The 22,667-nt window shown below is 69.3% G+C and carries 20 protein-coding genes; all 20 read right to left on the bottom strand.

Features of this window, described 5'->3' with window-relative positions:
- Positions 1-13 precede the first annotated feature (13 nt).
- The 20 genes from atpA to lysA all read right to left on the bottom strand — a co-directional run bounded on the left by atpA (position 14) and on the right by lysA (position 22,664).
- Positions 14-1,603: a F0F1 ATP synthase subunit alpha gene (gene atpA / locus D1369_RS12820; protein ID WP_007384724.1), complete on the bottom strand. Its 1,590-nt coding sequence runs from the start codon at positions 1,601-1,603 to the stop codon at positions 14-16.
- Positions 1,604-1,728: 125 nt separating this feature from the next.
- A complete protein-coding gene (locus D1369_RS12825) occupies positions 1,729-2,544 on the bottom strand; it encodes a F0F1 ATP synthase subunit delta (protein WP_007384723.1) in 816 nt (271 codons plus the stop codon).
- Positions 2,541-3,086, bottom strand: a complete 546-nt coding sequence (locus D1369_RS12830) for a F0F1 ATP synthase subunit B (protein ID WP_007384722.1) — start codon at positions 3,084-3,086, stop codon at positions 2,541-2,543. The genes D1369_RS12825 and D1369_RS12830 overlap by 4 nt, the downstream gene beginning before the upstream one ends.
- Positions 3,087-3,127: 41 nt before the next feature.
- Positions 3,128-3,358 (bottom strand): ATP synthase F0 subunit C, encoded by a 231-nt coding sequence (atpE, locus tag D1369_RS12835; RefSeq protein ID WP_007384721.1) that lies wholly within the window; start codon positions 3,356-3,358, stop codon positions 3,128-3,130.
- A 77-nt stretch (positions 3,359-3,435) separates the two neighbouring features.
- Positions 3,436-4,257, bottom strand: coding sequence for a F0F1 ATP synthase subunit A (gene atpB, locus D1369_RS12840; RefSeq protein WP_037901436.1), 822 nt, complete (start codon positions 4,255-4,257; stop codon positions 3,436-3,438).
- A 225-nt stretch (positions 4,258-4,482) separates the two neighbouring features.
- Positions 4,483-4,896 (bottom strand): hypothetical protein, encoded by a 414-nt coding sequence (locus D1369_RS12845; protein WP_007384719.1) that lies wholly within the window; start codon positions 4,894-4,896, stop codon positions 4,483-4,485.
- Positions 4,897-5,203: 307 nt separating this feature from the next.
- Positions 5,204-6,511 (bottom strand): MraY family glycosyltransferase, encoded by a 1,308-nt coding sequence (locus tag D1369_RS12850; protein ID WP_037901434.1) that lies wholly within the window; start codon positions 6,509-6,511, stop codon positions 5,204-5,206.
- 129 nt (positions 6,512-6,640) lie between these two features.
- Positions 6,641-7,882: a serine hydroxymethyltransferase gene (gene glyA / locus D1369_RS12855; protein ID WP_007384717.1), complete on the bottom strand. Its 1,242-nt coding sequence runs from the start codon at positions 7,880-7,882 to the stop codon at positions 6,641-6,643.
- A 163-nt stretch (positions 7,883-8,045) separates the two neighbouring features.
- Positions 8,046-8,717 carry a low molecular weight phosphatase family protein gene (locus tag D1369_RS12860; protein ID WP_007384716.1) on the bottom strand — a complete coding sequence of 224 codons (672 nt, stop codon included), beginning with the start codon at positions 8,715-8,717 and terminating at the stop codon, positions 8,046-8,048.
- Positions 8,714-9,361 (bottom strand): L-threonylcarbamoyladenylate synthase, encoded by a 648-nt coding sequence (locus D1369_RS12865; RefSeq protein WP_007384715.1) that lies wholly within the window; start codon positions 9,359-9,361, stop codon positions 8,714-8,716. Before D1369_RS12865 ends, D1369_RS12860 begins: the two co-directional genes overlap by 4 nt.
- 52 nt (positions 9,362-9,413) lie before the next feature.
- The gene (gene prmC, locus D1369_RS12870) at positions 9,414-10,259 is read right to left on the bottom strand and encodes a peptide chain release factor N(5)-glutamine methyltransferase (RefSeq protein WP_007384714.1); all 846 of its coding nucleotides are present in this window, start codon (positions 10,257-10,259) and stop codon (positions 9,414-9,416) included.
- Positions 10,260-10,323: 64 nt separating this feature from the next.
- Positions 10,324-11,400: a peptide chain release factor 1 gene (gene prfA / locus D1369_RS12875; RefSeq protein ID WP_007384713.1), complete on the bottom strand. Its 1,077-nt coding sequence runs from the start codon at positions 11,398-11,400 to the stop codon at positions 10,324-10,326.
- Positions 11,401-11,504: 104 nt separating this feature from the next.
- Complete coding sequence (gene rpmE / locus D1369_RS12880) at positions 11,505-11,723, bottom strand: 50S ribosomal protein L31 (protein WP_007384712.1); 219 nt, start codon at positions 11,721-11,723, stop codon at positions 11,505-11,507.
- A 151-nt stretch (positions 11,724-11,874) separates the two neighbouring features.
- On the bottom strand, positions 11,875-12,981 hold the full coding sequence (locus tag D1369_RS12885; protein WP_007384711.1) for an LCP family protein: 1,107 nt from the start codon (positions 12,979-12,981) through the stop codon (positions 11,875-11,877).
- Between the two features lie 206 nt (positions 12,982-13,187).
- Positions 13,188-14,990 carry a trypsin-like serine protease gene (locus D1369_RS12890; protein WP_037901430.1) on the bottom strand — a complete coding sequence of 601 codons (1,803 nt, stop codon included), beginning with the start codon at positions 14,988-14,990 and terminating at the stop codon, positions 13,188-13,190.
- Positions 14,991-15,123: 133 nt separating this feature from the next.
- Positions 15,124-17,166, bottom strand: coding sequence for a transcription termination factor Rho (gene rho / locus D1369_RS12895; protein WP_007384709.1), 2,043 nt, complete (start codon positions 17,164-17,166; stop codon positions 15,124-15,126).
- 408 nt (positions 17,167-17,574) lie between these two features.
- Positions 17,575-18,504: a homoserine kinase gene (gene thrB / locus D1369_RS12900; protein WP_007384708.1), complete on the bottom strand. Its 930-nt coding sequence runs from the start codon at positions 18,502-18,504 to the stop codon at positions 17,575-17,577.
- Positions 18,505-18,733: 229 nt separating this feature from the next.
- Positions 18,734-19,792 carry a threonine synthase gene (gene thrC / locus D1369_RS12905; RefSeq protein WP_007384707.1) on the bottom strand — a complete coding sequence of 353 codons (1,059 nt, stop codon included), beginning with the start codon at positions 19,790-19,792 and terminating at the stop codon, positions 18,734-18,736.
- A 6-nt stretch (positions 19,793-19,798) separates the two neighbouring features.
- Entirely contained in the window at positions 19,799-21,091 is a 1,293-nt protein-coding gene (locus tag D1369_RS12910) for a homoserine dehydrogenase (protein WP_037901428.1), read from the bottom strand.
- 181 nt (positions 21,092-21,272) lie between these two features.
- The gene (gene lysA, locus D1369_RS12915) at positions 21,273-22,664 is read right to left on the bottom strand and encodes a diaminopimelate decarboxylase (protein ID WP_007384705.1); all 1,392 of its coding nucleotides are present in this window, start codon (positions 22,662-22,664) and stop codon (positions 21,273-21,275) included.
- Between the last annotated feature and the right edge of the window lie 3 nt (positions 22,665-22,667).

Below are 22,667 nucleotides of genomic sequence, written 5' to 3' on the forward strand. Positions count from 1 at the left end.
TCCCTTCCTTACGTCACTTGGCCGCGGCCGGGGCGTCCTCGCCGAGAAGCTTGCCGTCCGAGGTCTCGAACTGCTTCTTGAAGTCGGCGATCGCGTCGGCAACAGCGGTGAGGGTGTCGTCCGACATCTTGCCGCCCTCCTTGATGGAGGTCATGAGGCCCTGCTCCTTGCGGTGCAGGTACTCCAGCAGCTCCTTCTCGAAGCGGCGGATGTCGTTGACCGGGACGTCGTCCATCTTGCCGGTGGTGCCGGCCCAGACGGAGACGACCTGGTCCTCGGTCGCCATCGGCTGGTACTGGGCCTGCTTCAGCAGCTCGACCATGCGCTGGCCGCGCTCCAGCTGCGCCTTCGACGCGGCGTCCAGGTCGGAACCGAAGGCGGCGAACGCCTCCAGCTCACGGAACTGGGCGAGGTCCACGCGGAGGCGACCGGAGACCTGCTTCATCGCCTTGTGCTGCGCGGAACCACCGACTCGGGAGACGGAGATACCGACGTTCAGCGCGGGGCGCTGACCGGCGTTGAACAGGTCCGACTCCAGGAAGCACTGGCCGTCGGTGATGGAGATGACGTTGGTCGGGATGAACGCCGAGACGTCGTTGGCCTTGGTCTCGACGATTGGCAGACCGGTCATCGAACCGGCACCCATCTCGTCGGAGAGCTTGGCGCAGCGCTCCAGCAGACGGGAGTGCAGGTAGAAGACGTCACCCGGGTAGGCCTCACGGCCCGGCGGGCGGCGCAGCAGCAGGGACACGGCGCGGTAGGCGTCGGCCTGCTTCGAGAGGTCGTCGAAGATGATGAGGACGTGCTTGCCCTCGTACATCCACTGCTGGCCGATGGCCGAACCGGTGTACGGCGCCAGGTACTTGAAGCCGGCCGGGTCGGACGCCGGGGCGGCGACGATGGTCGTGTACTCCAGCGCGCCGGCCTCTTCGAGGGCGCCACGCACGGAGGCGATGGTCGAGCCCTTCTGGCCGATGGCGACGTAGACGCAGCGGACCTGCTTCTTCGGGTCGCCGGAGCGCCAGTTGTCACGCTGGTTGATGATCGTGTCGACGGCCAGGGCGGTCTTGCCGGTCTGACGGTCACCGATGATCAGCTGACGCTGGCCACGGCCGATCGGGGTCATCGCGTCGACGGCCTTGTAGCCGGTCTCCATCGGCTCGTGCACCGACTTACGGGCCATGACGCCCGGAGCCTGCAGCTCAAGGGCGCGACGACCGCTGGTCTCGATCTCGCCGAGGCCGTCGATCGGGGCACCGAGCGGGTCGACGACGCGGCCGAGGTAGCCCTCGCCGACGGCCACGGAGAGGACCTCGCCGGTACGGGTGACCGGCTGACCCTCCTCGATGCCGCTGAACTCACCGAGGATGACGCAACCGATCTCGCGCTCTTCCAGGTTGAGCGCGAGGCCGAGGGTGCCGTCCTCGAACTTCAGCAGTTCGTTGGCCATGGCCGAGGGCAGACCCTCGACCTTCGCGATGCCGTCGCCGGCAAGGGTGACCGTACCGACCTCCTCGCGCGAGGCCGCGTCCGGCTTGTACGACTGGACGAAGTTCTCCAGCGCGTCCCGGATCTCCTCCGGCCGGATCGTGAGCTCCGCCATCTGGGTTCCCTGCTCTCCTTGTTGGGCCCGAAGTTTCACTTTGGGGGTCTGGGGTCGGCCCCCAGGATTCTTCATGTACGGCCCAACCAGGGCCGTCGTAAGTACGTACTGCTATGAAGTTGCTGCTAGCCCGCCAGGCGGCGGCCGGCGTCCTCGATGCGGTCCGCGAGGGAGCCGTTGATGACCTCGTCGCCGACCTGCACCCGGATCCCGCCGAGGACCTCGGGGTCCACGTCGAGGTTGAGGTGCATCTGGCGGCCGTAGAGCTTCGCCAGGGCACCGCCCAGGCGCTGCTTCTGCTGGTCGCTCAGCGGAACCGCCGAGGTGACGACGGCCACCATGCGGTCCCGGCGCTCGGCGGCGAGCTTGGACAGGGACTCCAGTCCCGCCTCCAGGCTACGTCCCCGGGGCGCGGCCACAAGGCGCGTCACCAAACGCTCGGTCGTCGCATCGGCGCGGCCACCGAGCAGGCTGCGAAGCAGCTCACGCTTGGCCGGGGCCGTGGCGGCGCGGTCGGTCAGCGCGGCGCGCAGCTCGGTGTTCGAGGCGACGATCCGGCCGAACCGGAACAGCTCGTCCTCGACGTTGTCGAGCTTGCCCCGCCGCTGCGCGGCGGTGAGGTCGGCGGTGTCGGCCAGCTCCTCCAGTGCGTCCACCAGGTCGCGCGAGCGCGACCAGCGGGAGCGCACCATGCCGGACACCAGGTCGGTGGCGGGGCCGCCGACCTGCGTGCCGATCAGGCGCTGGGCCAGTTCGGCCTTGGCCTCGCCGGCCTGCGCCGGGTCGGTCAGGACCCGACGCAGCGACACCTCGCGGTCGAGCAGCGCGGTGACGGCGGCCAGCTCGTCGGCGAGCGAGCCGGCGTCCACGGACGTGTTGTCCGTCAGCGCGTCGAGACGCTCGCGTGCGGCTGCCAGGGCGTCGCGGCTCGCTCCGTTCATCGCGCGGCCTCGGCCTTCTCCTCGAGGTCGTCGAGGAAGCGGTCGATCACGCGGCTCTGCCGGGCGTGGTCCTCGAGGGACTCACCGACGAGCTTGCCGGCCAGGTCGGTGGCGAGCTTGCCGACGTCCTGGCGCAGCGCGGACGCGGCGGCCTTGCGGTCTGCCTCGATCTGCGCGTGACCGGCGGCGACGATCTCCTCGCGCTGCCGCTGGCCTTCCGCGCGCATCTCGGCGATGAGCGTGGCGCCCTGCTCCTGAGCCTCCTGGCGCAGGCGCGCGGCCTCGTGGCGGGCCTCGGCGAGCTGTGCCTTGTACTGCTCGAGGACGCTCTGGGCCTCGGTCTGCGCGGCCTCGGCCTTCTCGATACCGCCCTCGATGGCCTCGCGACGCTCGTCCAGAACCTTGTTGATGTTCGGAAGGAGCTTCTTCGCCAGGAAGCCGAAGACGATGACGAAGGCGATCAGGCCGATGACGAGCTCGGGGATCGGCGGGACGAGGGGATTCTCCATCTCCTCGGCCGCGATCGTGAGCAGCTGGCTCATGTGTATGCCTTTCGTCTAGTCGGCTGGTCTGTGATCAGCGATCAGTAGCCGTAGACGAACGGCATGACCAGACCGATCAGGGCCAGCGCCTCACAGAAGGCGAAGCCGAGGATCTGGTTGGCGCGGATCAGGCCGGCCGCCTCGGGCTGACGGGCCAGGGCCTGGGTGCCGTTACCGAAGATGATGCCGACGCCGACGCCCGGGCCGATCGCGGCGAGGCCGTAACCGATGGAGCCGAGGGAGCCTTCGACAGCAGCAAGGGTCGTGGACATGCCAGTTCTTCCTTCTCTTTACGGACCGGTGGGGGTTGGCCACCGGACGAGGTGTGGAGGTCGGGGGTGCGGGTGGCTCAGTGGTGCTCGGCCAGCGCGCCCTGGATGTAGGTGCAGGTCAGCAGGACGAACACATAGGCCTGCAGAGCCTGGATGAACAGCTCGAAGGCGGTCATCACCACGGTCATGATGAACGAGACACCCGCGTAGGCGATGCCGATGCCGTTCAGCAGGTACCAGCTGGCGATCGTGAAGAGCAGCAGCAGGGTGTGACCGGCGAACATGTTGGCGAAGAGTCGCACGGCGTGGGTGAACGGGCGGATCAGGATGTTCGAGAAGAACTCGATCAGCATCGCCAGCGGAAGCACCGGGCCGAGCGACTTGTCGTAGCCCGTCACGTTCTTGAAGAAGCCGACGAAACCGTGCCGCTTGAAGGTCAGCGACACCCACAGGACGTAGACGATCAAGGCCAGTACCAGCGGGTACGAGATGATCGACGTGACCGGGAACTGAGCGATCGGAACGATGGACCAGAGGTTCATCATCCAGACGAAGAAGAAGAGCGAGACGACGAGGGGTACGTACTTCTCGCCCTCCTTCTTGCCGATGGTCTCGTAGACGACTCCACGGCGGATGAAGTCGTAGCCCGCCTCGGCCACCATCTGGAGCTTGCCGGGGACGACCTGCGGCTTGCGGAAGGCGGCCCAGAAGAACCCGACGATGATGATCGACCCGAGGAGCGCCAGGAGCATCGTCTTGTTGAAGTACACGTTGCTGTCCCCGTCGCCCCAGATGGGCTCGAACAGGAACGAGTGCAGGCCGGGAGAGGGGAAGCCACAGCCGTCAAAGATGTGGCAATCGGTCTCGAAGGCGAGCACCTGCGTCGGGTCAGCACTCACCGCGGGCTCCTTCAGCGTGACGCATGGGTACGGCAACCTCGTTGTGTCGGCGCGGCATACTGTCGCGGTTCGGCACGGGACTGGTGTTACGGATGTGGGGGCGGCTGGTGGGCATCTCGCCTCGCGATTGAGCAGGCGTCAGCTCGGATGCCCGCGCCCGCGATGCCGCAGTTGGCACCGGACGATAGCAGGAGATCTCAGACGTCTTTATCCCGGCCCTACCCCTCACGACGAGTGCCCCGATTTATCGGGCTCGACGTAGAGGATCTTGGACTTCATGTGCGCACGGGTCTGCGCGGCGATCCACGCGAGGGTGCAGGCGACCAGCGTGAACGCGAAGGCCTTGGGATGGAAGAGCGTGGTGTTCTTGAACGCGGCCATGAAGACGAAAAGCAGCAGGATCTGCGTCGCGTACAGCATGAGGCCCATCGCCTGGAACAGGTGCGGAAGCGATTTGGCAGTGCGCTGCAGGATGTACAGACCGAGACCCATGAACAGGATCACGATCACCGTCGCGACAGCTGACCCGATCGCACCCTTGCCACCGACGACCAAGCCGCTGACGACGGCGGCGATCGCGCCGACGGCAGCCGTGGGCACGGCGGCCTGAGCCAGGATCCGGACGTCGTTGGACGGCATGGCGGCAACTCCGCTTTCAAAGGGGGGGTGTGTCGTCATGGACGAGCGTAGTCCCGGGCTGAGGGTGACCCTCACGCCAAGGGACCGTCGCACTACGGTCCTTCGGCTCTGCCCTGGGTTCTCGTGAACCGTATCACAAACTATTTGATGCGGTCTTTACCTAGAACGTGTGCCCACTGTCACACATGAGAGTGAAGCTGCGCGTCTGTGCGCAAACGTGGTCGACTTGTCTGGTATATGGGCGATTTGTCGCCCCGCGGAACTCCCACGCGTTGGCAATGCTTTAGTCAGATTCTTACCTTGGCCGTCAGCGCGAGCTCTCGGCCTTGTGCCTCTCCGGGACGGGCGTACGGGCGCTCAGCGCGGTCGCGCCGTTGACACCCGCCACCCCCACGGCGACCGCGGTGCGCTGCTCCACCTCCACGGACTCCTCGACCACGGCACGCCGACGGCGGCGGTAACGCGGCGGCACGATGTGCTGGGCCCACATCGGGGCGCGCGGGGTGAAGCGCGGCAGGAGCAGCAGGACGAGCCCGATCGCGCTGAGGAACACGACGCCGAGCACGATCCACATGGACGCGGAGTTCACCGAGTAGGCGAGCGAGCCGAACGCGATCAGCGCCGACCAGAAGTACATGAGCCACACGGCCCGGCTGTGCGAGTGCCCGATCTCCAGGAGCCGGTGGTGCAGATGCCCGCGGTCGGCGGCGAACGGCGACTGGCCCCGCCAGGTGCGGCGCACGATGGCCGAGATCAGGTCGGCGGCCGGCACCGCGATGATGGTCAGCGGCAGCAGCAGCGGAATGTAGACGGGGACCGTCTGGTGCACGGCCGCCTTCTCGGACCCGGCGAACAGCTTCAGCGCGTCCGGGTCGATCTGCCCGGTGATGGAGATCGCGCCGGCGGCCAGCACCAGGCCGATGAGCATCGATCCCGAGTCCCCCATGAAGATCCTCGCGGGGTGCATGTTGTGCGGCAGGAAGCCCAGGCACATGCCCATCAGGATCGCCGAGAACAGCGTCGCCGGGGCGGCCGCCTCGATGCCGTACGAGTACCAGATCCGGTAGGCGTACAGGAAGAACGCGGCCGCGGCGATGCAGACCATGCCGGACGCGAGACCGTCGAGGCCGTCGACGAAGTTCACCGCGTTGATGGTGATGACGACGAGCGCGACCGTCAGCAGGGTGCCCTGCCACTGGGTCAGCGCGACCGAGCCGACGCTGGGGATCGGCAGCCACAGGATCGTCAGACCCTGCATCACCATCACGCCCGCGGCGATCATCTGGCCGCCCAGCTTGATCAGGGCGTCGATCTCGAACTTGTCGTCCAGGACACCGATCAGCCAGATCAGGGCCGCCCCGGAGAGCAGCGCGCGCGGTTCGTTCGACTTCTCGAAGACCTCGCTGAGGTTGGTCAGGTGGTCGGCGACCAGCAGGCCCGCGCACAGTCCGAAGAACATGGCGATACCGCCGAGCCGCGGAGTCGGTTCCCGGTGCACGTCACGGGCCCGGATCTCCGGCATCGCTCCGGCCACGATCGCGAACTTCCGTACCGGCCCTGTCAGCAGATACGTCACCGCGGCCGTGATGCAGAGCGTCAGCAGGTATTCACGCACAGGCTTCCCCACAGGTCTCGCTGGCCATCTCAGCCCCACACCCTAGCGACGCACGCATATGGTTGGGGACTTCCGGGTAGAGCCGATGGTTGCACGTGCGGCTGTGCCCGCAGGTGCGGATACCCCCGCTCAGGCCGGATACGGCGGAAATCCGCCGACCAGATCCCGCACTTCTTCACGTGCCCTGGCGCTCTCGACCTCACCGCGCACCACCCCTGCGAGCAGGGCGGCGATCCCCGTCATCTCCTTCTCGGCCATGCCCTGGGTGGTGACGGCGGCGGTGCCCAGGCGCAGTCCGCGCAGGTCCGCGTGAGGCAGCGCACAGCAGTCGAGCACCATCCCCGCGGCCGCGAGCCGTCCCCGCGCGGTGCGTCCGTCGACGCCGAGCGGCGCCGGATCGGCCGTCACGAGATGGGTGTCGGTCCCGCCGGTGGTGACCACGAGTCCCTCGTCGGCCAGCGCGGCCGCGAGGACCCGCGCGTTGGCGACCACCTGATGGGCGTACGCGGTGAACGCCGGTGTCGCCGCCTCGCCGAACGCGACCGCCTTCGCGGCGATGGTGTGCATCTGCGCGCCGCCCTGCGTGAACGGGAAGACGGCCCGGTCGACCCGCTCGGCCAGCTCGCTCCCGCACAGGATCATGCCGCCGCGGGGACCGCGCAGGACCTTGTGGGTGGTGGCGCAGACGATGTCGGCGTACGGCACCGGACTGGGCGCCGCTCCCCCGGCGACGAGTCCGATGGGGTGGGCGGCGTCGGCGATGAGGTACGCGCCCACCTCGTCGGCGACCTCGCGGAAGAAGGCGTAGTCGATGTGCCGGGGGTAGGCGATGGAGCCGCACACGATCGCCTTGGGCCGGTGGGTGCGGGCGAGGGTGCGGACCTGGTCGTGGTCGATGAGCCCGGTCTCGGCGTCGACGCCGTAGCCGACGAAGTCGAACCAGCGGCCGGAGAAGTTGGCGGGCGAGCCGTGGGTGAGATGGCCGCCGTAGGGCAGGCCGAGGGCGAGGACGGTGTCGCCGGGGCGCAGGAGCACGGCGTAGGCGGCCAGCACCGCCGAAGAGCCGGAGTGGGACTGCACGTTGGCGTGTTCGGCGCCGAACAGGGACTTCGCCCGGTCCACGGCGAGCCGCTCGGCGACGTCGACCAGCTCGCAGCCGCCGTGGTGACGGGCTCCCGGATAGCCCTCGGCGTACTTGTTGGCGAGCGAGGAGCCGAGCGCGGCCAGGACGGCCGGCGAGCAGAAGTTCTCGGCGGCGATGAGCTGGAGCGTCGACGACTGCCGGTCGAGCTCCCCGAGCAGGATCTCGGCCAGCTCGGGGTCCTGCCCCGCGAGGGCGTCGGCGGTGGTGGGCGCATGGGTGACCGACATGGTGGACTCCGGGGCGTCGACGGTGACGTACGTCCAATGTAGGCCGGGGGCCGGTGGGGTGCCCGGTCGTTACGTCCTTGCGGGTACACCGGTGAGCACGGTGACGACGTGATCCAGCGCCTCGTGCGGCCTCATCCCCACAGCGCCCCGCCCCCGCCCCGCGTCACGCGCGCGCCGGAACCCCCGTCAGCGCCGTCACCACCGGATCCAGCGCCTCGTTTATCTCGTCCCCGATCGAGCGGAAGAAGGGCAGCGGTGCTCCGTACGGGTCGAAGACCTCGTCGGCCTCGGCGGTGGGGGCCAGGAGCCACCCGCGTAGCGCGGCCGCCGCGCGGACCAGGGCGCGTGCGCGGCTCACCAGGCCCTCCTCCAGGGGCGGCAGGGTCGCCGGGTCTATCGCCTTCACCAGACGGGTGAACTCCTTCAGGGTGAAGGTGCGCAGACCCGCCGAGTGCCCCATCGAGATCACCTGCTGGCGGTGGTCGCGGGTGGCCGTCAGGACCAGGTCCGCCATGATCACGTGTTCGTCCAGCAGTTCGCGTCCGGTGAAGCCGGAGGGGTCCGCGCCGAACTCGGCAAGGACGGTCTCCGCGTTGGCCTCCATGGGCGCGCCCTCGTGGCCCCAGGTCCCCGCGCTCTCCACGACGAGCCCGCCCCACAGCGGGTCGCCGAGCCGGTCCGCCAGGGCATGCCGGGTCAGCCGCTCGGTGATCGGCGAGCGGCACACGTTGCCGGTGCTGACGTGGAGGATGCGGAAGCTGTCACGCGGGAGCCCTGTGAAGGTCCGCGTCTCTTCCCCGTCCCATATGCCACGCCCCGCGTCAGGGGCCGTCAATTCGCCACCTCGAGGTCGGGTACGACCTTCCTGAGCTCGTCCGCGGAGATCGCGCCCGCGCGCAGCAGCAGGGGCACCTCGCGGGTGACGTCGACGATCGAGGAGGGGACGTTGCCGGGGGTCGGGCCGCCGTCGAGGTAGACGGAGACCGAGTCGCCGAGCATCTCCTGCGCGGCGTCGCAGGTCTCCGGCGAGGGGTGACCGGTCAGGTTGGCGGAGGAGACCGCCATGGGGCCGACCTCGGTCAGCAGCTCGATGGCGACGGGGTGGAGCGGCATCCGGACGGCCACCGTGCCCCTGGTGTCACCCAGGTCCCACTGGAGGGACGGCTGGTGCTTGGCGACGAGCGTGAGCGCGCCCGGCCAGAAGGCGTCCACGAGCTCCCAGGCCAGCTCGGAGAAGTCGGTGACGAGACCGTGGAGGGTGTTCGGGGAGCCGATCAGCACGGGGGTGGGCATGTTGCGGCCCCGGCCCTTGGCCTCCAGGAGGTCATGGACGGCCTCGGAGGAGAACGCGTCGGCGCCGATGCCGTACACCGTGTCGGTCGGGAGGACCACGAGCTCGCCACGGCGGACGGCGGACGCGGCTTCGCGCAGACCGGTCGTGCGGTCGGTCGCGTCGTTGGTGTCGTATCGCCGTGCCATATCTAGCGGGCCTCCTCGTACACGTACTGCTCTGGAGTCTTGGGAGTGCGGCTCACGGCATCGCCCTGCGGGCCGTCGCGAACCTGGGGCGGTTGTTGAGGTCGGGGTGGTCGGCCGCGTCGGCCCAGCCCCGCTCCTCGGTGAAGATCCACGGCACCTGGCCGCCCTGGGTGTCGGCGTGCTCGATGACGACGACACCCCCGGGGCGCAGGAGCCGGTGTGCTGTCCGTTCCAGACCGCGGATGAGGTCGAGGCCGTCCTCGCCGGAGAACAGGGCGAGTTCGGGGTCGTAGTCCCGCGCCTCGGGAGCGACGTACTCCCACTCGGTGAGCGGGATGTAGGGCGGGTTGGAGATGACCAGGTCGACATGGCCGTCGAGGTCGCGGAAGGCGTCCAGGGCGTTGCCCTGACGCAGGTCGACCCTGGACCCCTCGACGTTCTTGCGGGTCCAGCGCAGGGCTTCCTCGGACAGCTCCACGGCGTGCACGCGGGAGCGCGGGACCTCCTGGGCGAGGGCGAGCGCGATGGCGCCGGAGCCGGTGCACAGGTCGACGATGCACGGCTCGACGACGTCCATCGCGCGGACGGCGTCTATGGCCCAGCCGACCACCGACTCGGTCTCGGGGCGCGGCACGAACACACCGGGGCCCACCTGGAGTTCGAGGTAGCGGAAGTAGGCGAGGCCGGTGATGTGCTGGAGCGGCTCGCGCTGCTCCCGGCGCGCGATGGTCTCCCAGTAGCGGGCGTCGAAGTCCGCGTCCTTCACGGAGTGCAGCTCGCCCCGCTTCACGCCGTGCACGAACGCGGCGAGCTCCTCCGCGTCGTTGCGCGGCGAGGGCACGCCGGCGTCGGCCAGCCGCTGGGTGGCCTGGGCCACCTCTGCGAGCAGCAGGTTCACGCAAGTCCTCCGTGTCGTACTCGGTCGTGCGTACGTGCCTCTTTCGGGCCCTCTTCGGCGGCCTTTACGCGGCCGCCAGCTTCGCTGCCGAGTCCGCGTCGACGCAGGCCTGGATCACCGCGTCGAGGTCGCCGTCCAGGACCTGGTCCAGGTTGTACGACTTGAAGCCGACGCGGTGGTCCGAGATGCGGTTCTCCGGGAAGTTGTACGTGCGGATCTTCTCGGAGCGGTCGACGGTGCGGACCTGGCTGCGCCGGGCGTCGGCGGCATTGCGCTCCGCCTCCTCCTGCGCCGCCGCGAGCAGCCTGGAGCGCAGGATACGCAAGGCCTGCTCCTTGTTCTGCAGCTGGCTCTTCTCGTTCTGGCAGGAGGCGACGACTCCGGTGGGAATGTGCGTGATGCGCACGGCGGAGTCGGTCGTGTTGACGGACTGGCCGCCGGGCCCGGAGGAGCGGTAGACGTCGATGCGGAGGTCGTTGGGGTTGATCTCGACGTCGACCTCCTCGGCCTCGGGCGTGACCAGCACACCGGCCGCGGAGGTGTGGATACGGCCCTGGGACTCGGTCGCCGGGACGCGCTGCACCCGGTGCACGCCGCCCTCGTACTTCATCCGGGCCCAGACGCCCTGCCCGGGTTCGGTGGCACCGTTTCCGCCCTTGGTCTTCACGGCGACCTGGACGTCCTTGTAGCCGCCCAGTTCGGACTCGGTGGCGTCGATGATCTCGGTCTTCCAGCCGACGCGCTCGGCGTACCGGAGATACATGCGCAGCAGGTCGCCCGCGAACAGCGCCGACTCGTCACCGCCGGCCCCGGCCTTGATCTCCAGGATGACGTCCTTGTCGTCGCTGGGGTCGCGCGGGACGAGGAGCAGCCGCAGCTTCTCCGTCAGCTCGTCGCGGGCCTTCTCCAGCTCCTTGACCTCGGCGGCGAACTCCGCGTCGTCGGCGCCGAGTTCGCGCGCGGTCTCGATGTCGTCGCCGGTCTGCTTCCAGGAGCGGTACGTGGCGACGATCGGGGTGAGCTCGGCGTAGCGCTTGTTCAGCTTGCGCGCGTTGGCCTGGTCGGAGTGGACCGACGGGTCGGCGAGCTTCTTCTCCAGGTCGGCGTGCTCACCGACGAGTTCCTCGACGGCCTCGAACATCTTGGGCTCCTGAACTGCGTAAAGAAAGAGGGAGGGCGGGCGACCAAAAACGCCGGTCCCGGCGCACTCCGAGGAGTGCGGCGTGGACCGGCGCTGGTGGCTCGCTACTTCTTGGCAGCAGCCTTGCCGAAGCGGGCCTCGAAGCGGGCCACACGGCCACCGGTGTCGAGGATCTTCTGCTTGCCCGTGTAGAACGGGTGGCACTCGGAGCAGACCTCGGCACGGATGGTGCCGCTGGAGATCGTGCTACGGGTGGTGAACGACGCGCCACAGGTGCAGCTGACCTGCGTCTCGACGTACTCGGGGTGGATGTCGCGCTTCAAGGTGTCTCCTAGTTTCGGGAGGGTGCCGGGTCGCCATCGCGGATTGCGGGGGCGTGAACCGGGACCGACGTACCAGTCTGCCAGGACTGGCCGCATCCCCCAAAACGAGGGGTCGCCGCGATCTATTCCCCAGCCCCCGGCAGACGGCCCGCTACGAGGTGACGACGCCCTTGGCCTGGCCCGTCGCGGTGCCCTCGGTGGCCGACTTCGGGATCGCCCGGTCGTTCTCCAGGGCCGTCCAGATCTGCTTGGCCTTGGCTTCCTGCACGATCACGCGGTTGGGGTTCGCCGGGTCGTACCGGACCGGCATGGTGACCATGGTCATGCCGGAGGGGCTGATGCCCTTGAGGCCGCCCGCGAAGGAGACCAGGGAGTTGACCGAGCCGAGGTCGGAGTCGGTGGTGACGGCCTTGGTGGCGGTGTCGGCGAGGTCGTACAGCTTCTTCGGGCTGGTCAGCACGCCGACGCTCTTGACCTGCTTGACCAGTGCCTTGATGAAGGCCTGCTGGAGCTGGATACGGCCGAGGTCGCTGCCGTCGCCCACGCCGTGCCGGGTGCGGACGAGACCGAGGGCCTGGGCGCCGGTGAGCTCGTGCGTGCCGGCCTTGAGGTCCAGGTGGCTGTCGGTGTCCTTGATGGCCTTGGTCGTGGTGACCGTGACCCCGCCGAGTTCGTCGACCAGCTTCTCGAAGCCGCTGAAGTCGACCTCCAGGTAGTGGTCCATGCGGATGTCGGTCATGGACTCGACCGTCTTCACCGCGCAGGCCGCACCGCCGGTCGTGTACGCGGAGTTGAACATCACGTCCGAGGCGGCGTCGTGCTCCTTGCCGTCGGTGTCGGTGCACTCCGGGCGGTCGATCAGGGTGTCGCGCGGGATGGAGACCACGGCGGCCTTCTTGTGGCCCTCGTACACGTGGATGATCATCGCGGTGTCGGAGCGTGCGCTGCCGTCGTCGGTGCCGCCGCCGAGCTCCTTGTTGGAGCCGGAGCGGGTGTCCGAACCCAGGACGAGGATGTTCTCGGAGCCGTTGTCGACCTTCGAGGGCCGGGCGCTGCCGAGCACCTGGTCGATGTCGACGCTCTTGATGTTGCCGTTGAGCTTGAAGTACACGTAGCCGGCCCCGGTGCCGCCCACCACGACGATCCCCGCGGCGACCCACGCCATGACCAGCAGGCCCTTGCGGCCCCTGCTGCGGGGTTTGCGGCGGCTTCCCTTGCCCCCCGGTATTCGGGGATTCGGCGTGCTCTCGGCTGACATGTGCTCCTCGAATCTCGTCCGGTCGGTTACCCCCTGCTTTCAGGGTCAGACGTGGTCGTGGAAGACCCGTACCGCACCATCGTCGCTCCGCCTGGTCAGACGGCGAAACTCGAGAAAGGGTTGCACAACGTGCTGTGACCACCACGTGAAGCAGTGGTCACAGCACGTGACAGGAGAAGCAGAGCGAGCCCTGCTCACCAGCGGTTTCAGCCAAAGATGTCGTACTGCTGGAAACCGGTCCCCGCAGTGGTCCTTGTGGCAAAGATCTCGCTGGTCCCCTTGCCGGTGCCCTTGTACAGGTAGAGCGTGCCGCCCGGGGTGCGGGCCAGCAGGTCGGCCTTGCCGTCGCCGGTGATGTCACCGACGGCGTCGAAGGCGTTGTAGCCGCTCCAGTTCGTGCGCACCTTGACCCGGGCCGCGAAGACGCCCGTGCCGGAGGTGCCGGTGCCCTTGTACAGGTAGAGGTCGCCGGTGCTCTTGTTGCGGGCGAGCACGTCCGCCTTGCCGTCGCCGGTGAAGTCGCCGTGGCCGAGCAGCTGGTTGTACTGGCTCCAGCCGCCGCCGACCCTGACCCGGGCCGCGAAGCTGCCGTCGCCCTTGCCCGGGTAGATCCACAGGACGCCCGCGGAGTCCACGGAGAGCAGGTCGGGCTTGTAGTCGCCGGTCACGTCGCCGGGGGTGACGATCCGGGTGCGGGTCCGCCAGTCGGTGAAGACCTTCTTCGGGGCGGCCCAGGCACCGCCGGTGGACGACGGGACGAACCGCAGCCAGTACACGTCACCGGTGGCGGAGACGCGGTAGAGCAGGTCCTGGAAGCCGTCCCGGTTGAGGTCGGTCTGCCGGACGAGGTTCACGCCGTTCCAGTCGCCCCAGGACTGCCGAGCGGCGAAGGTGGTGCCCTTGGAGTCCTGCTCGTAGCCGACCTTGCTGGAGGAGTTGCGCACCCACAGGTCGGCCTTGTGGTCGAAGCTCAGGTTGGTGTCGTCGACGCGCGGGTAGGCGGCACCGACGTACTTGCTGACCTTGGTGAAGACGCTGTAGGCGCCCTTGGCCACGCAGTCCGTGACGTTCCAGGAGACGACGCCGACGATCCGCCCGTTCACGACGAGGGGGCCACCGGAGTCACCGCTGCAGATGGCGGTCGTACCGGAGTCGCTGCCGCTGGCGGCCGGGCCCGCGCAGGTCATGTGCCCCTTGATGAACCAGGAGCCGTAGGCCGCGGCGCAGGTCGTGTCCGACTTGATGGGCAGCGTGGCCGTCTTCAGCGTCTCGGAGATGTCGTCGCTGGTGGAGCTGGTACGGCCCCAGCCGTAGACCTTGGCGGTCTTGGCACCGGTCGTGGCGGGGTCGTACGAGGCGGTGTCGGTGGCCGTCGTCATGCGGATCGGGGTGGCCTTGACGGGGGCCGCCAGGGTCAGGACCGCGATGTCGTTGTCGATGGTGTCCGCGTTGTACGACGGGTGGTACCACTGCCGCAGTACGGCCGTGGCGGTACCGCCGTGCAGGTCACCGTCGTCGGAGGGCAGCTGCGTGGCACCGGTCACCACGGCGCCGCCCTTGGCCCAGTTCGCGCCCTTGACGCAGTGCGCGGCGGTGAGGATCTTCGTCGGCGCGACGACCGCGCCGCCGCAGAAGAACCCGGTGTCGTCGCTGGTGTCCGTGGTGCCCTGGTCGTCGGTGTACCAGAGCTGGGCCATCCACGGGGCCGAGGTGATGGTGGTCGTCGTACCGCCGATGATCATCGGCGAGACGGTGGAGTCGACCTTGCCCCCGCTCATCGGCGACCGGGTCATCGTGCGGGAGGTGTCCTCCGCCGCGACGGCACCGGCGATCCGCCGCTCCAGTTCGGCCTGCGACGGCGTGGAGGCGGTGGCGGCGGCCGGGGCCGGTGCCTGCGGCTCGGGCACGACGGTGGCCGCGTTCGCCGATGTGGCCAGCAGCGCGGCAGCCACGGCGACGGGCAGAGCGATCCACGCACGCCGTCTGTGCCGGCCGGCGCCTCCGGACATGGGTATACCCATGCAAGTCCCCCCAAGGGATCAGAAGTTCAGAGATCGAAAATTCGACCGAAGAGAGCGATCTTAAACCAAAGAGGACCGCCCCCCGTGGTCGGGGGGCGGTCCTCTTTCCGAACGCTTGACGTCAGTCGCCGTTGCCGGGCGTCGGCGTCGTCTTCTGGATCTGCATCAGGAACTCGGCGTTCGACTTCGTCTGCTTCATCTTGTCGAGAAGCAGCTCGACCGCCTGCTGCTGGTCGAGGGCGTGCAGCACCCGGCGCAGCTTCCAGACGATCCCGAGCTCGTCGGGAGCGAGCAGGATCTCTTCCTTGCGGGTACCGGACGCGTCCACGTCCACCGCCGGGAAGATCCGCTTGTCGGCGAGCTTCCGGTCGAGCTTGAGCTCGGCGTTGCCGGTGCCCTTGAACTCCTCGAAGATGACCTCGTCCATGCGGGACCCGGTGTCCACCAGGGCGGTGGCGAGGATGGTCAGCGAGCCGCCGTCCTCGATGTTGCGGGCCGCACCGAAGAAGCGCTTCGGCGGGTACAGGGCGGTCGAGTCGACACCACCGGACAGGATGCGGCCGGAGGCGGGCGCGGCCAGGTTGTAGGCACGGCCCAGACGCGTGATCGAGTCGAGCAGCACGACCACGTCGTGGCCCAGCTCCACCAGACGCTTCGCACGCTCGATGGCGAGCTCGGCGACCGTGGTGTGGTCCTCGGCCGGGCGGTCGAAGGTCGAGGAGATGACCTCGCCCTTCACCGACCGCTGCATGTCGGTGACCTCTTCCGGACGCTCGTCGACCAGGACGACCATCAGGTGGCACTCGGGGTTGTTGTGCGTGATCGCGTTGGCGATCGCCTGCATGATCATGGTCTTGCCGGTCTTCGGCGGGGCCACGATCAGACCGCGCTGGCCCTTACCGATCGGCGCGACGAGGTCGATGATGCGGGTAGTCAGGACGCCGGGGTCCGTCTCCAGGCGGAGGCGGTCCTGCGGGTACAGCGGGGTGAGCTTGTTGAACTCCGGGCGGCCGCGGCCGTGTTCGGGCGCCATGCCGTTGACGGAGTCCAGGCGCACCAGCGCGTTGAACTTCTCGCGCCGCTCGCCTTCCTTGGGCTGACGGACCGCGCCGGTGATGTGGTCGCCCTTGCGCAGGCCGTTCTTGCGGACCTGGGCGAGGGAGACGTACACGTCGTTGGGGCCCGGCAGGTAGCCCGACGTACGGATGAAGGCGTAGTTGTCGAGGATGTCCAGGATGCCCGCGACCGGGATCAGGACGTCGTCCTCGTTGATCTGCGGCTCGGGGGCGCCCATCTCGTCACGGCCACGACGGCCACGGCGGTCCCGGTAGCGACCGCGCCGGCCGCGGCGACCGCCCTCGAAGTCGTCGTCGTCCTGGGGGCCGTTGTCCCGCTGACGGTCCTGGCGGTCCTGGCGGCCGCCGCCCTGCTGCTGGTTCTGCTGCTGGCGCTGACCGCCCTGGCCCTGCTGGTCGTCGCTCTTGCGACGCTCACCGCGGTCCGCGCGGTCCCCGCGGTCGCCACGCTCACCGCGGTCACGGCCGCGGTCACGGCGGTCGCGGCGGCCACGGCCGTCGCCGTCACCGGCGTCGCCCTGCGGCTGCTGTGCGGGAGTCTCGGCCTTGGGCTCGCTCTTCGCCTCGGCCACGACGGTCTCGGGGCTGCCCGAGGGGGCGCCGGCCTCGGCGGTGGCACGGCGGCGACGGCGCTCGGCGGGAGCGTCGTCCCCCGCGCGCTCGGCGGCCGGCTGGCCCGGGATCTCGATCTGCTGCTGGGCCACGGCCTTCTCGGCGGGGGCCTCGGTCTTCGCCTCCGCCTTCTTCTCGGCGGCGTCGCCCGTACGAGCCTTGGAGGTGGCGCGGCGCTTCGGCTTGGTCTCGGCGGCGTCGCCGGCGGGCGAGGATGCAGCCTTGGGAGCCGCGGCACCTCCCCCGGCCTGCGCTTCCTTGATGACCTCGATCAGCTGGCTCTTGCGCATACGCGCGGTGCCCTTGATACCGAGGCCGGATGCGACCTGCTGCAGCTCGGCCAGCACCATGCCGTCGAGGCCGGTACCGCGGCGCCGCCGGGAGCCGGCACCGGTGGCAGGCGCGGAGGCGTCCGTGGAGGGCGCGGCAGCGGTCTCCTCGACACGTGCGCCCATCAGATCGGTGGTGTCGCTCACGAAGGGTCCTTCCCTGGAGCGGACGTCGGCCTGTCTGGCTCGGCGACCGTTTGTGCTGTCCGACGGCGGTCCCATCCTTGTGGACCGTGCCGGGGCGGTGGTCCGCCTAAGCGGCGGAGGAATGTGGTGACGGCGCTTCCGAGAGCCGTGGCACTGAGTGTCCGTGTCACGTGGCTTGGTCACACCGGTTCCGGAGCGTGCCCGGCAAGTCGCTCAGTGCCCGCGTACGAGGTACTGCCCTGGTACGTCGTACGGAACGCAGTGCGGCTTGGGAGGCTCCCGGAAGAATGTCTGTCCCGGACGGGGACGTGAAGCACCTCGCCATGGTGGGGTCGGGTGCAGACTTGAGATTAACACTACCGGATCCAACAAACATTCCCCCTCTCGAAATCCGGCACACGCCGGATCTCAGATGTCACTGGCGGCCGCGAGCGGGAGCACGCAGGCCCCCTGGGCGTCGAGTTCCAGCCGGTTGGCGGCCCAGCCCTCGCCCGCCAGATGGGCCACCTTGTCGGCGCTGTCCGCGTCGACGAGCGCGAGCACCGTGGGCCCCGCCCCCGAGATGACTGCCGGGACTCCGTCGGCCCGCAGCCGCTCCACCAGTGCGGCGCTCTCCGGCATGGCGGGAGCGCGGTACTCCTGGTGGAGACGGTCCTCGGTGGCCGGCAGCAGCAGCTCGGGGCGCCTGGTGAGGGCCTCGACGAGCAGCGCGGCACGGCCCGCGTTGGCGGCGGCGTCGACGTGCGGCACGGTGCGCGGGAGCAGTCCGCGCGCGGTCTCGGTCAGGACGGGCTTTCCGGGCACGAAAACCACCGGAACGATGGAATCGGCGGGCTCCAGCCTGATCGCCCGGGCGGCACCGGCCTCCATCCAGGCGATGGTGAAGCCGCCGAGCAGACACGGGGCCACGTTGTCGGGGTGACCCTCGATCTCGGTGGCGAGCTCCAGGAGCGCGGTGTCGTCGAGCCGGGCCTCGCCGCCTATGGTCACGGCGCGCGCGGCGACGATTCCGGCGCAGATGGCGGCCGAGGAGGAACCGAGGCCCCGGCCGTGCGGGATGCGGTTGGCGCAGACGATCTCCAGGCCGCGCGGCTGGCCGCCCAGCAGGTCGAAGGCGGTGCGCAGGGAGCGTACGAGCAGGTGGTTCTCGTCCCGCGGGAGCGTCTCGCTGCCCTCTCCCGCGATGTCGATGTGCAGCCCTGAGTCGGCCACCCGGACGACGACGTCGTCGTAGAGCCCCAGCGAGAGGCCCAGGGCGTCGAAGCCCGGGCCGAGGTTGGCGCTGGTGGCGGGGACGCGCACCCGGACGGCGGCGGCGCGGAATGCGGGACCGGCCATCTCTCGATGACTCTCCTTGAGCTGCGTGATTGTCGAATGACATTCGATGACGTACGAAGACCCTGCTGGCCGCGGAGACGACGTGGCACCCCGCTGTACGCGAGGGCATATGCAGCGGGCGGGTTCGGTACAGCCTATCGAAGGAAGGTTCTGTGGCGACATAGGGCGCACAGGAGGCGCACGATGCGTGTCGTAAGCCCCCTGTGCACCCCTCGCGGGGATTCCCTGCTCAGGCGAGCCCGAGGCGCTCGGCCGCCGTGGCCGCGTCGACCGGGACGGTGACCGGCTGCGGGGCGCCCGCGACGGCCCAGTCGGGGTCCTTGAGGCCGTTGCCGGTGACGGTGCACACGATCCGCTGGCCCGGGTCGACCTTGCCCTGCTCGGCGGCCTTCAGCAGACCGGCCACGGAGGCGGCGGAGGCGGGCTCCACGAAGACACCCTCCTGGGCGGCCAACAGGCGGTAGGCGCGCAGGATCTCACGGTCCGTCACCTCGTCGATGAACCCGCCGGACTCCTCCTTCGCCGCGAGGGCGTACTGCCAGGAGGCGGGGTTGCCGATACGGATGGCGGTGGCGATGGTCGACGGGTCCTTGACGACCTCGCCGCGCACGATCGGGGCACTGCCGGAGGCCTGGAAGCCCCACATACGGGGCGTCTTGGCGGCCACCGCGTCGGCGGCGTACTCCTTGTAGCCCTTCCAGTACGCCGTGATGTTGCCGGCGTTGCCGACCGGGAGGACGTGGATGTCGGGCGCGTCGCCGAGCATGTCGACGATCTCGAAGGCGGCGGTCTTCTGACCCTCGATGCGTACCGGGTTGACCGAATTGACCAGCGCCACCGGGTAGTTGTCGCTCAGCGCGCGCGCCAGGGTGAGGCAGTCGTCGAAGTTCCCGTCGACCTGGAGGATCTTCGCGCCATGGATGAGGGCCTGCCCCATCTTGCCGAGCGCGATCTTGCCGCGCGGCACCAGCACGGCGGAGACCATGCCCGCGCGTACGGCGTAGGCGGCGGCGCTCGCCGACGTGTTGCCGGTGGAGGCGCAGATGACCGCCTTCGCGCCCTCCTCCTTGGCCCGTGTGATGGCCATGGTCATACCGCGGTCCTTGAAGGACCCGGTGGGATTGGCGCCCTCCACCTTGAGGTGGACCTCGCACCCGGTGCGCTCGGAGAGCACCTGCGCGGGCACGAGGGGCGTGCCGCCCTCGCGGAGCGTCACGACCGGCGTGGTGTCGGAGACGGGCAGCCGGTCCCGGTACTCCTCGATGATTCCGCGCCACTGGTGGGTCATTGCTCGTTACTCTCCTTCAACCCGCATGATGCTGGCGACACCCCGCACGGTGTCGAGCTTGCGCAACGCCTCGACGGTCCCGCCCAGGGCGGCGTCCGACGCGCGGTGCGTGACGACGACGAGAGACGCCTCGCCGTCCTTCCCCTGCTGCCGAACGGTATCGATGGACACCCCGTGCTCGGCGAACACGGTGGCAACCTGGGCGAGAACACCCGGTTTGTCGGCCACGTCCAGGCTGATGTGGTAGCGCGTGACGACCTCGCCCATGCCCGAGACGGTCAGGGCGGCGTACGCGGACTCACCGGGCCCGGTCGTGCCGCTGAGCCGGTTGCGGCAGACGGCGACGAGGTCGCCGAGGACGGCGGAGGCGGTGGGGGCACCGCCCGCGCCCGGGCCGTAGAACATCAGCTGGCCGGAGGCGTCGGACTCGACGAACACGGCGTTGTAGGCGCCGCGGACGGAGGCGAGCGGGTGCGTCAGCGGGATCATCGCGGGGTGCACGCGCGCGGTGACGGACCGCCCGTCCTCGGCCCGCTCGCAGATGGCGAGCAGCTTGATGGTGCAGCCCATGTTCTTCGCGGAGGCGAAGTCGGAGGCGGTGACCTCGGTCATGCCCTCGCGGTAGACGTCGTCGAGCCGCACGCGCGTGTGGAAGGCGATCCCGGCGAGGATCGCGGCCTTGGCGGCGGCGTCGAAGCCTTCGACGTCGGCGGTCGGGTCGGCCTCGGCGTACCCGAGGGCGGTGGCCTCGTCGAGGGCCTCCTGATATCCCGCCCCCGTGCTGTCCATCTTGTCGAGGATGAAGTTGGTCGTGCCGTTGACGATCCCCAGCACCCGGTTGACCTTGTCACCGGCCAGGGACTCGCGCAGCGGGCGGATCAGCGGGATGGCACCGGCGACGGCGGCCTCGTAGTAGAGGTCCTTGCCGTGCTGTCCGGCCGCCGCGTGCAGGGCGGCACCGTCCTGGGCGAGCAGCGCCTTGTTCGCGGACACGACCGACGCCCCGTGCTCGAAGGCGGTGGTGATGAGGGAACGGGCGGGCTCGATCCCCCCGATGACCTCCACGACCACGTCGATGTCCCCGCGTTTGACGAGGGCGGTGGCGTCGGTGGTGACGAGTTCCTGCGGAATGCCCTCACGGACCTTTGAGGGACGCCGTACCGCGACCCCCGCGAGCTCCACGGGGGCCCCGATGCGGGCGGCGAGGTCGGCGGCGTGCGTCGTCATGATGCGCGCCACCTCTGAGCCGACCACTCCACAGCCCAGCAGCGCCACCTTCAGCGGACGCGTACGCATCATCCGACCTCGTTTCCTCATACCGTCTACGGTGGGTCCAGTCTCACTCACCGGACGGGAGTTTCTGCCCCTCGTCCGGATTATGAGACATCTATTTCATTTGTCCGGGGGTGAAAGACCGTAGATCTTCCGTTCCTGGTCTCGTTCCTGGTCTCGTTCCTGGTCTGCGGGGTCTGGCGGGGGTTTATCCGACGTCGAGCCGCAGAAGGTCCTCCTCCGTCTCCCGGCGGACGATGACCCGGGACTCCCCGTCATGGACGGCGACGACCGGCGGGCGCAGCACGTGGTTGTAGTTGCTCGCCATGGAACGGCAGTAGGCGCCCGTGGCCGGTACGGCGATGAGGTCACCCGGTGCCAGGTCGGCCGGCAGGAACGCGTCCTTGACCACGATGTCCCCGCTCTCGCAGTGCTTGCCGACGACCCGCGCGAGCATGGGTTCGGCGTCGCTGGTCCTGGACACGAGGGCGACGGTGTACTCGGCGTCGTAGAGCGCGGTGCGGATGTTGTCCGACATCCCGCCGTCGACGGAGACGTAGGTGCGCAGCCCGTCGAGGGGCTTGATGGTGCCGACCTCGTAGAGCGTGAAGGCGGTCGGACCGACGATGGCGCGCCCCGGCTCGACGGAGATCCTCGGGGTCCGCAGCCTGGCCGCCTCGCACTCCCTCGTCACGATCTCGGTGAGCGCCTTGGCGATCTCGTGCGGCTCGCGGGGGTCGTCGTCGCTGGTGTACGCGATTCCCAGCCCGCCCCCGAGGTCGATCTCGGGAAGCTCGACACCGTGCTCGTCACGGACGTCCTTGAGCAGCCCGACCACGCGGTGTGCCGCGACCTCGAAGCCGGACATGTCGAAGATCTGCGACCCGATGTGGGAGTGGATGCCGATCAGCTCGATGCCGTCGAGCTTCAGCGCCCGCCGCACCGCCTCGGCGGCCTGTCCGCCGGCCAGCGGAATGCCGAACTTCTGGTCCTCGTGGGCGGTGGCGATGAACTCGTGGGTGTGCGCCTCGACGCCGACGGTGATCCGGATCTGGACCCTTTGCCGCTTCCCCAGGCTCTGCGCGATGTGCGCGACCCGGACGATCTCCTGGAACGAGTCGAGGACGATGCGTCCCACCCCGCTCTCGACGGCCCGGGTGATCTCCTGCGTCGACTTGTTGTTGCCGTGGAAGGCGATGCGGTCGGCGGGCATGCCGGCGGACAGGGCGGTGGCGAGCTCGCCCCCGGAGCACACGTCCAGGTTGAGCCCTTCCTCGTGCAGCCAGCGCACGACGGCTCGCGACAGGAACGCCTTGCCGGCGTAGAAGACGTCGGCGTCGTGGCCGAAGGCGGTGCGCCAGGCCCGCGCCCGGGCCCGGAAGTCGGCCTCGTCGACGACGTAGGCGGGGGTGCCGTGCTCCTCGGCGAGGGTCTTGACGTCGATGCCGCCGACGGTGACGACCCCGTTCTCGTCACGGCCGACCGTCTGGGCCCACACCTTGGGGTCGAGGGTGTTGAGGTCGGCGGGCGGCCCGGAGTAGTGACCCTCGGGAAGGACGTCGGCGTGCCGGGGCCCGGCGGGATGTGCGGAACGGCTCATTTT

The sequence above is a fragment of the Streptomyces sp. CC0208 genome (assembly GCF_003443735.1).
Classification (GTDB): Bacteria; Actinomycetota; Actinomycetes; order Streptomycetales; family Streptomycetaceae; genus Streptomyces; species Streptomyces sviceus.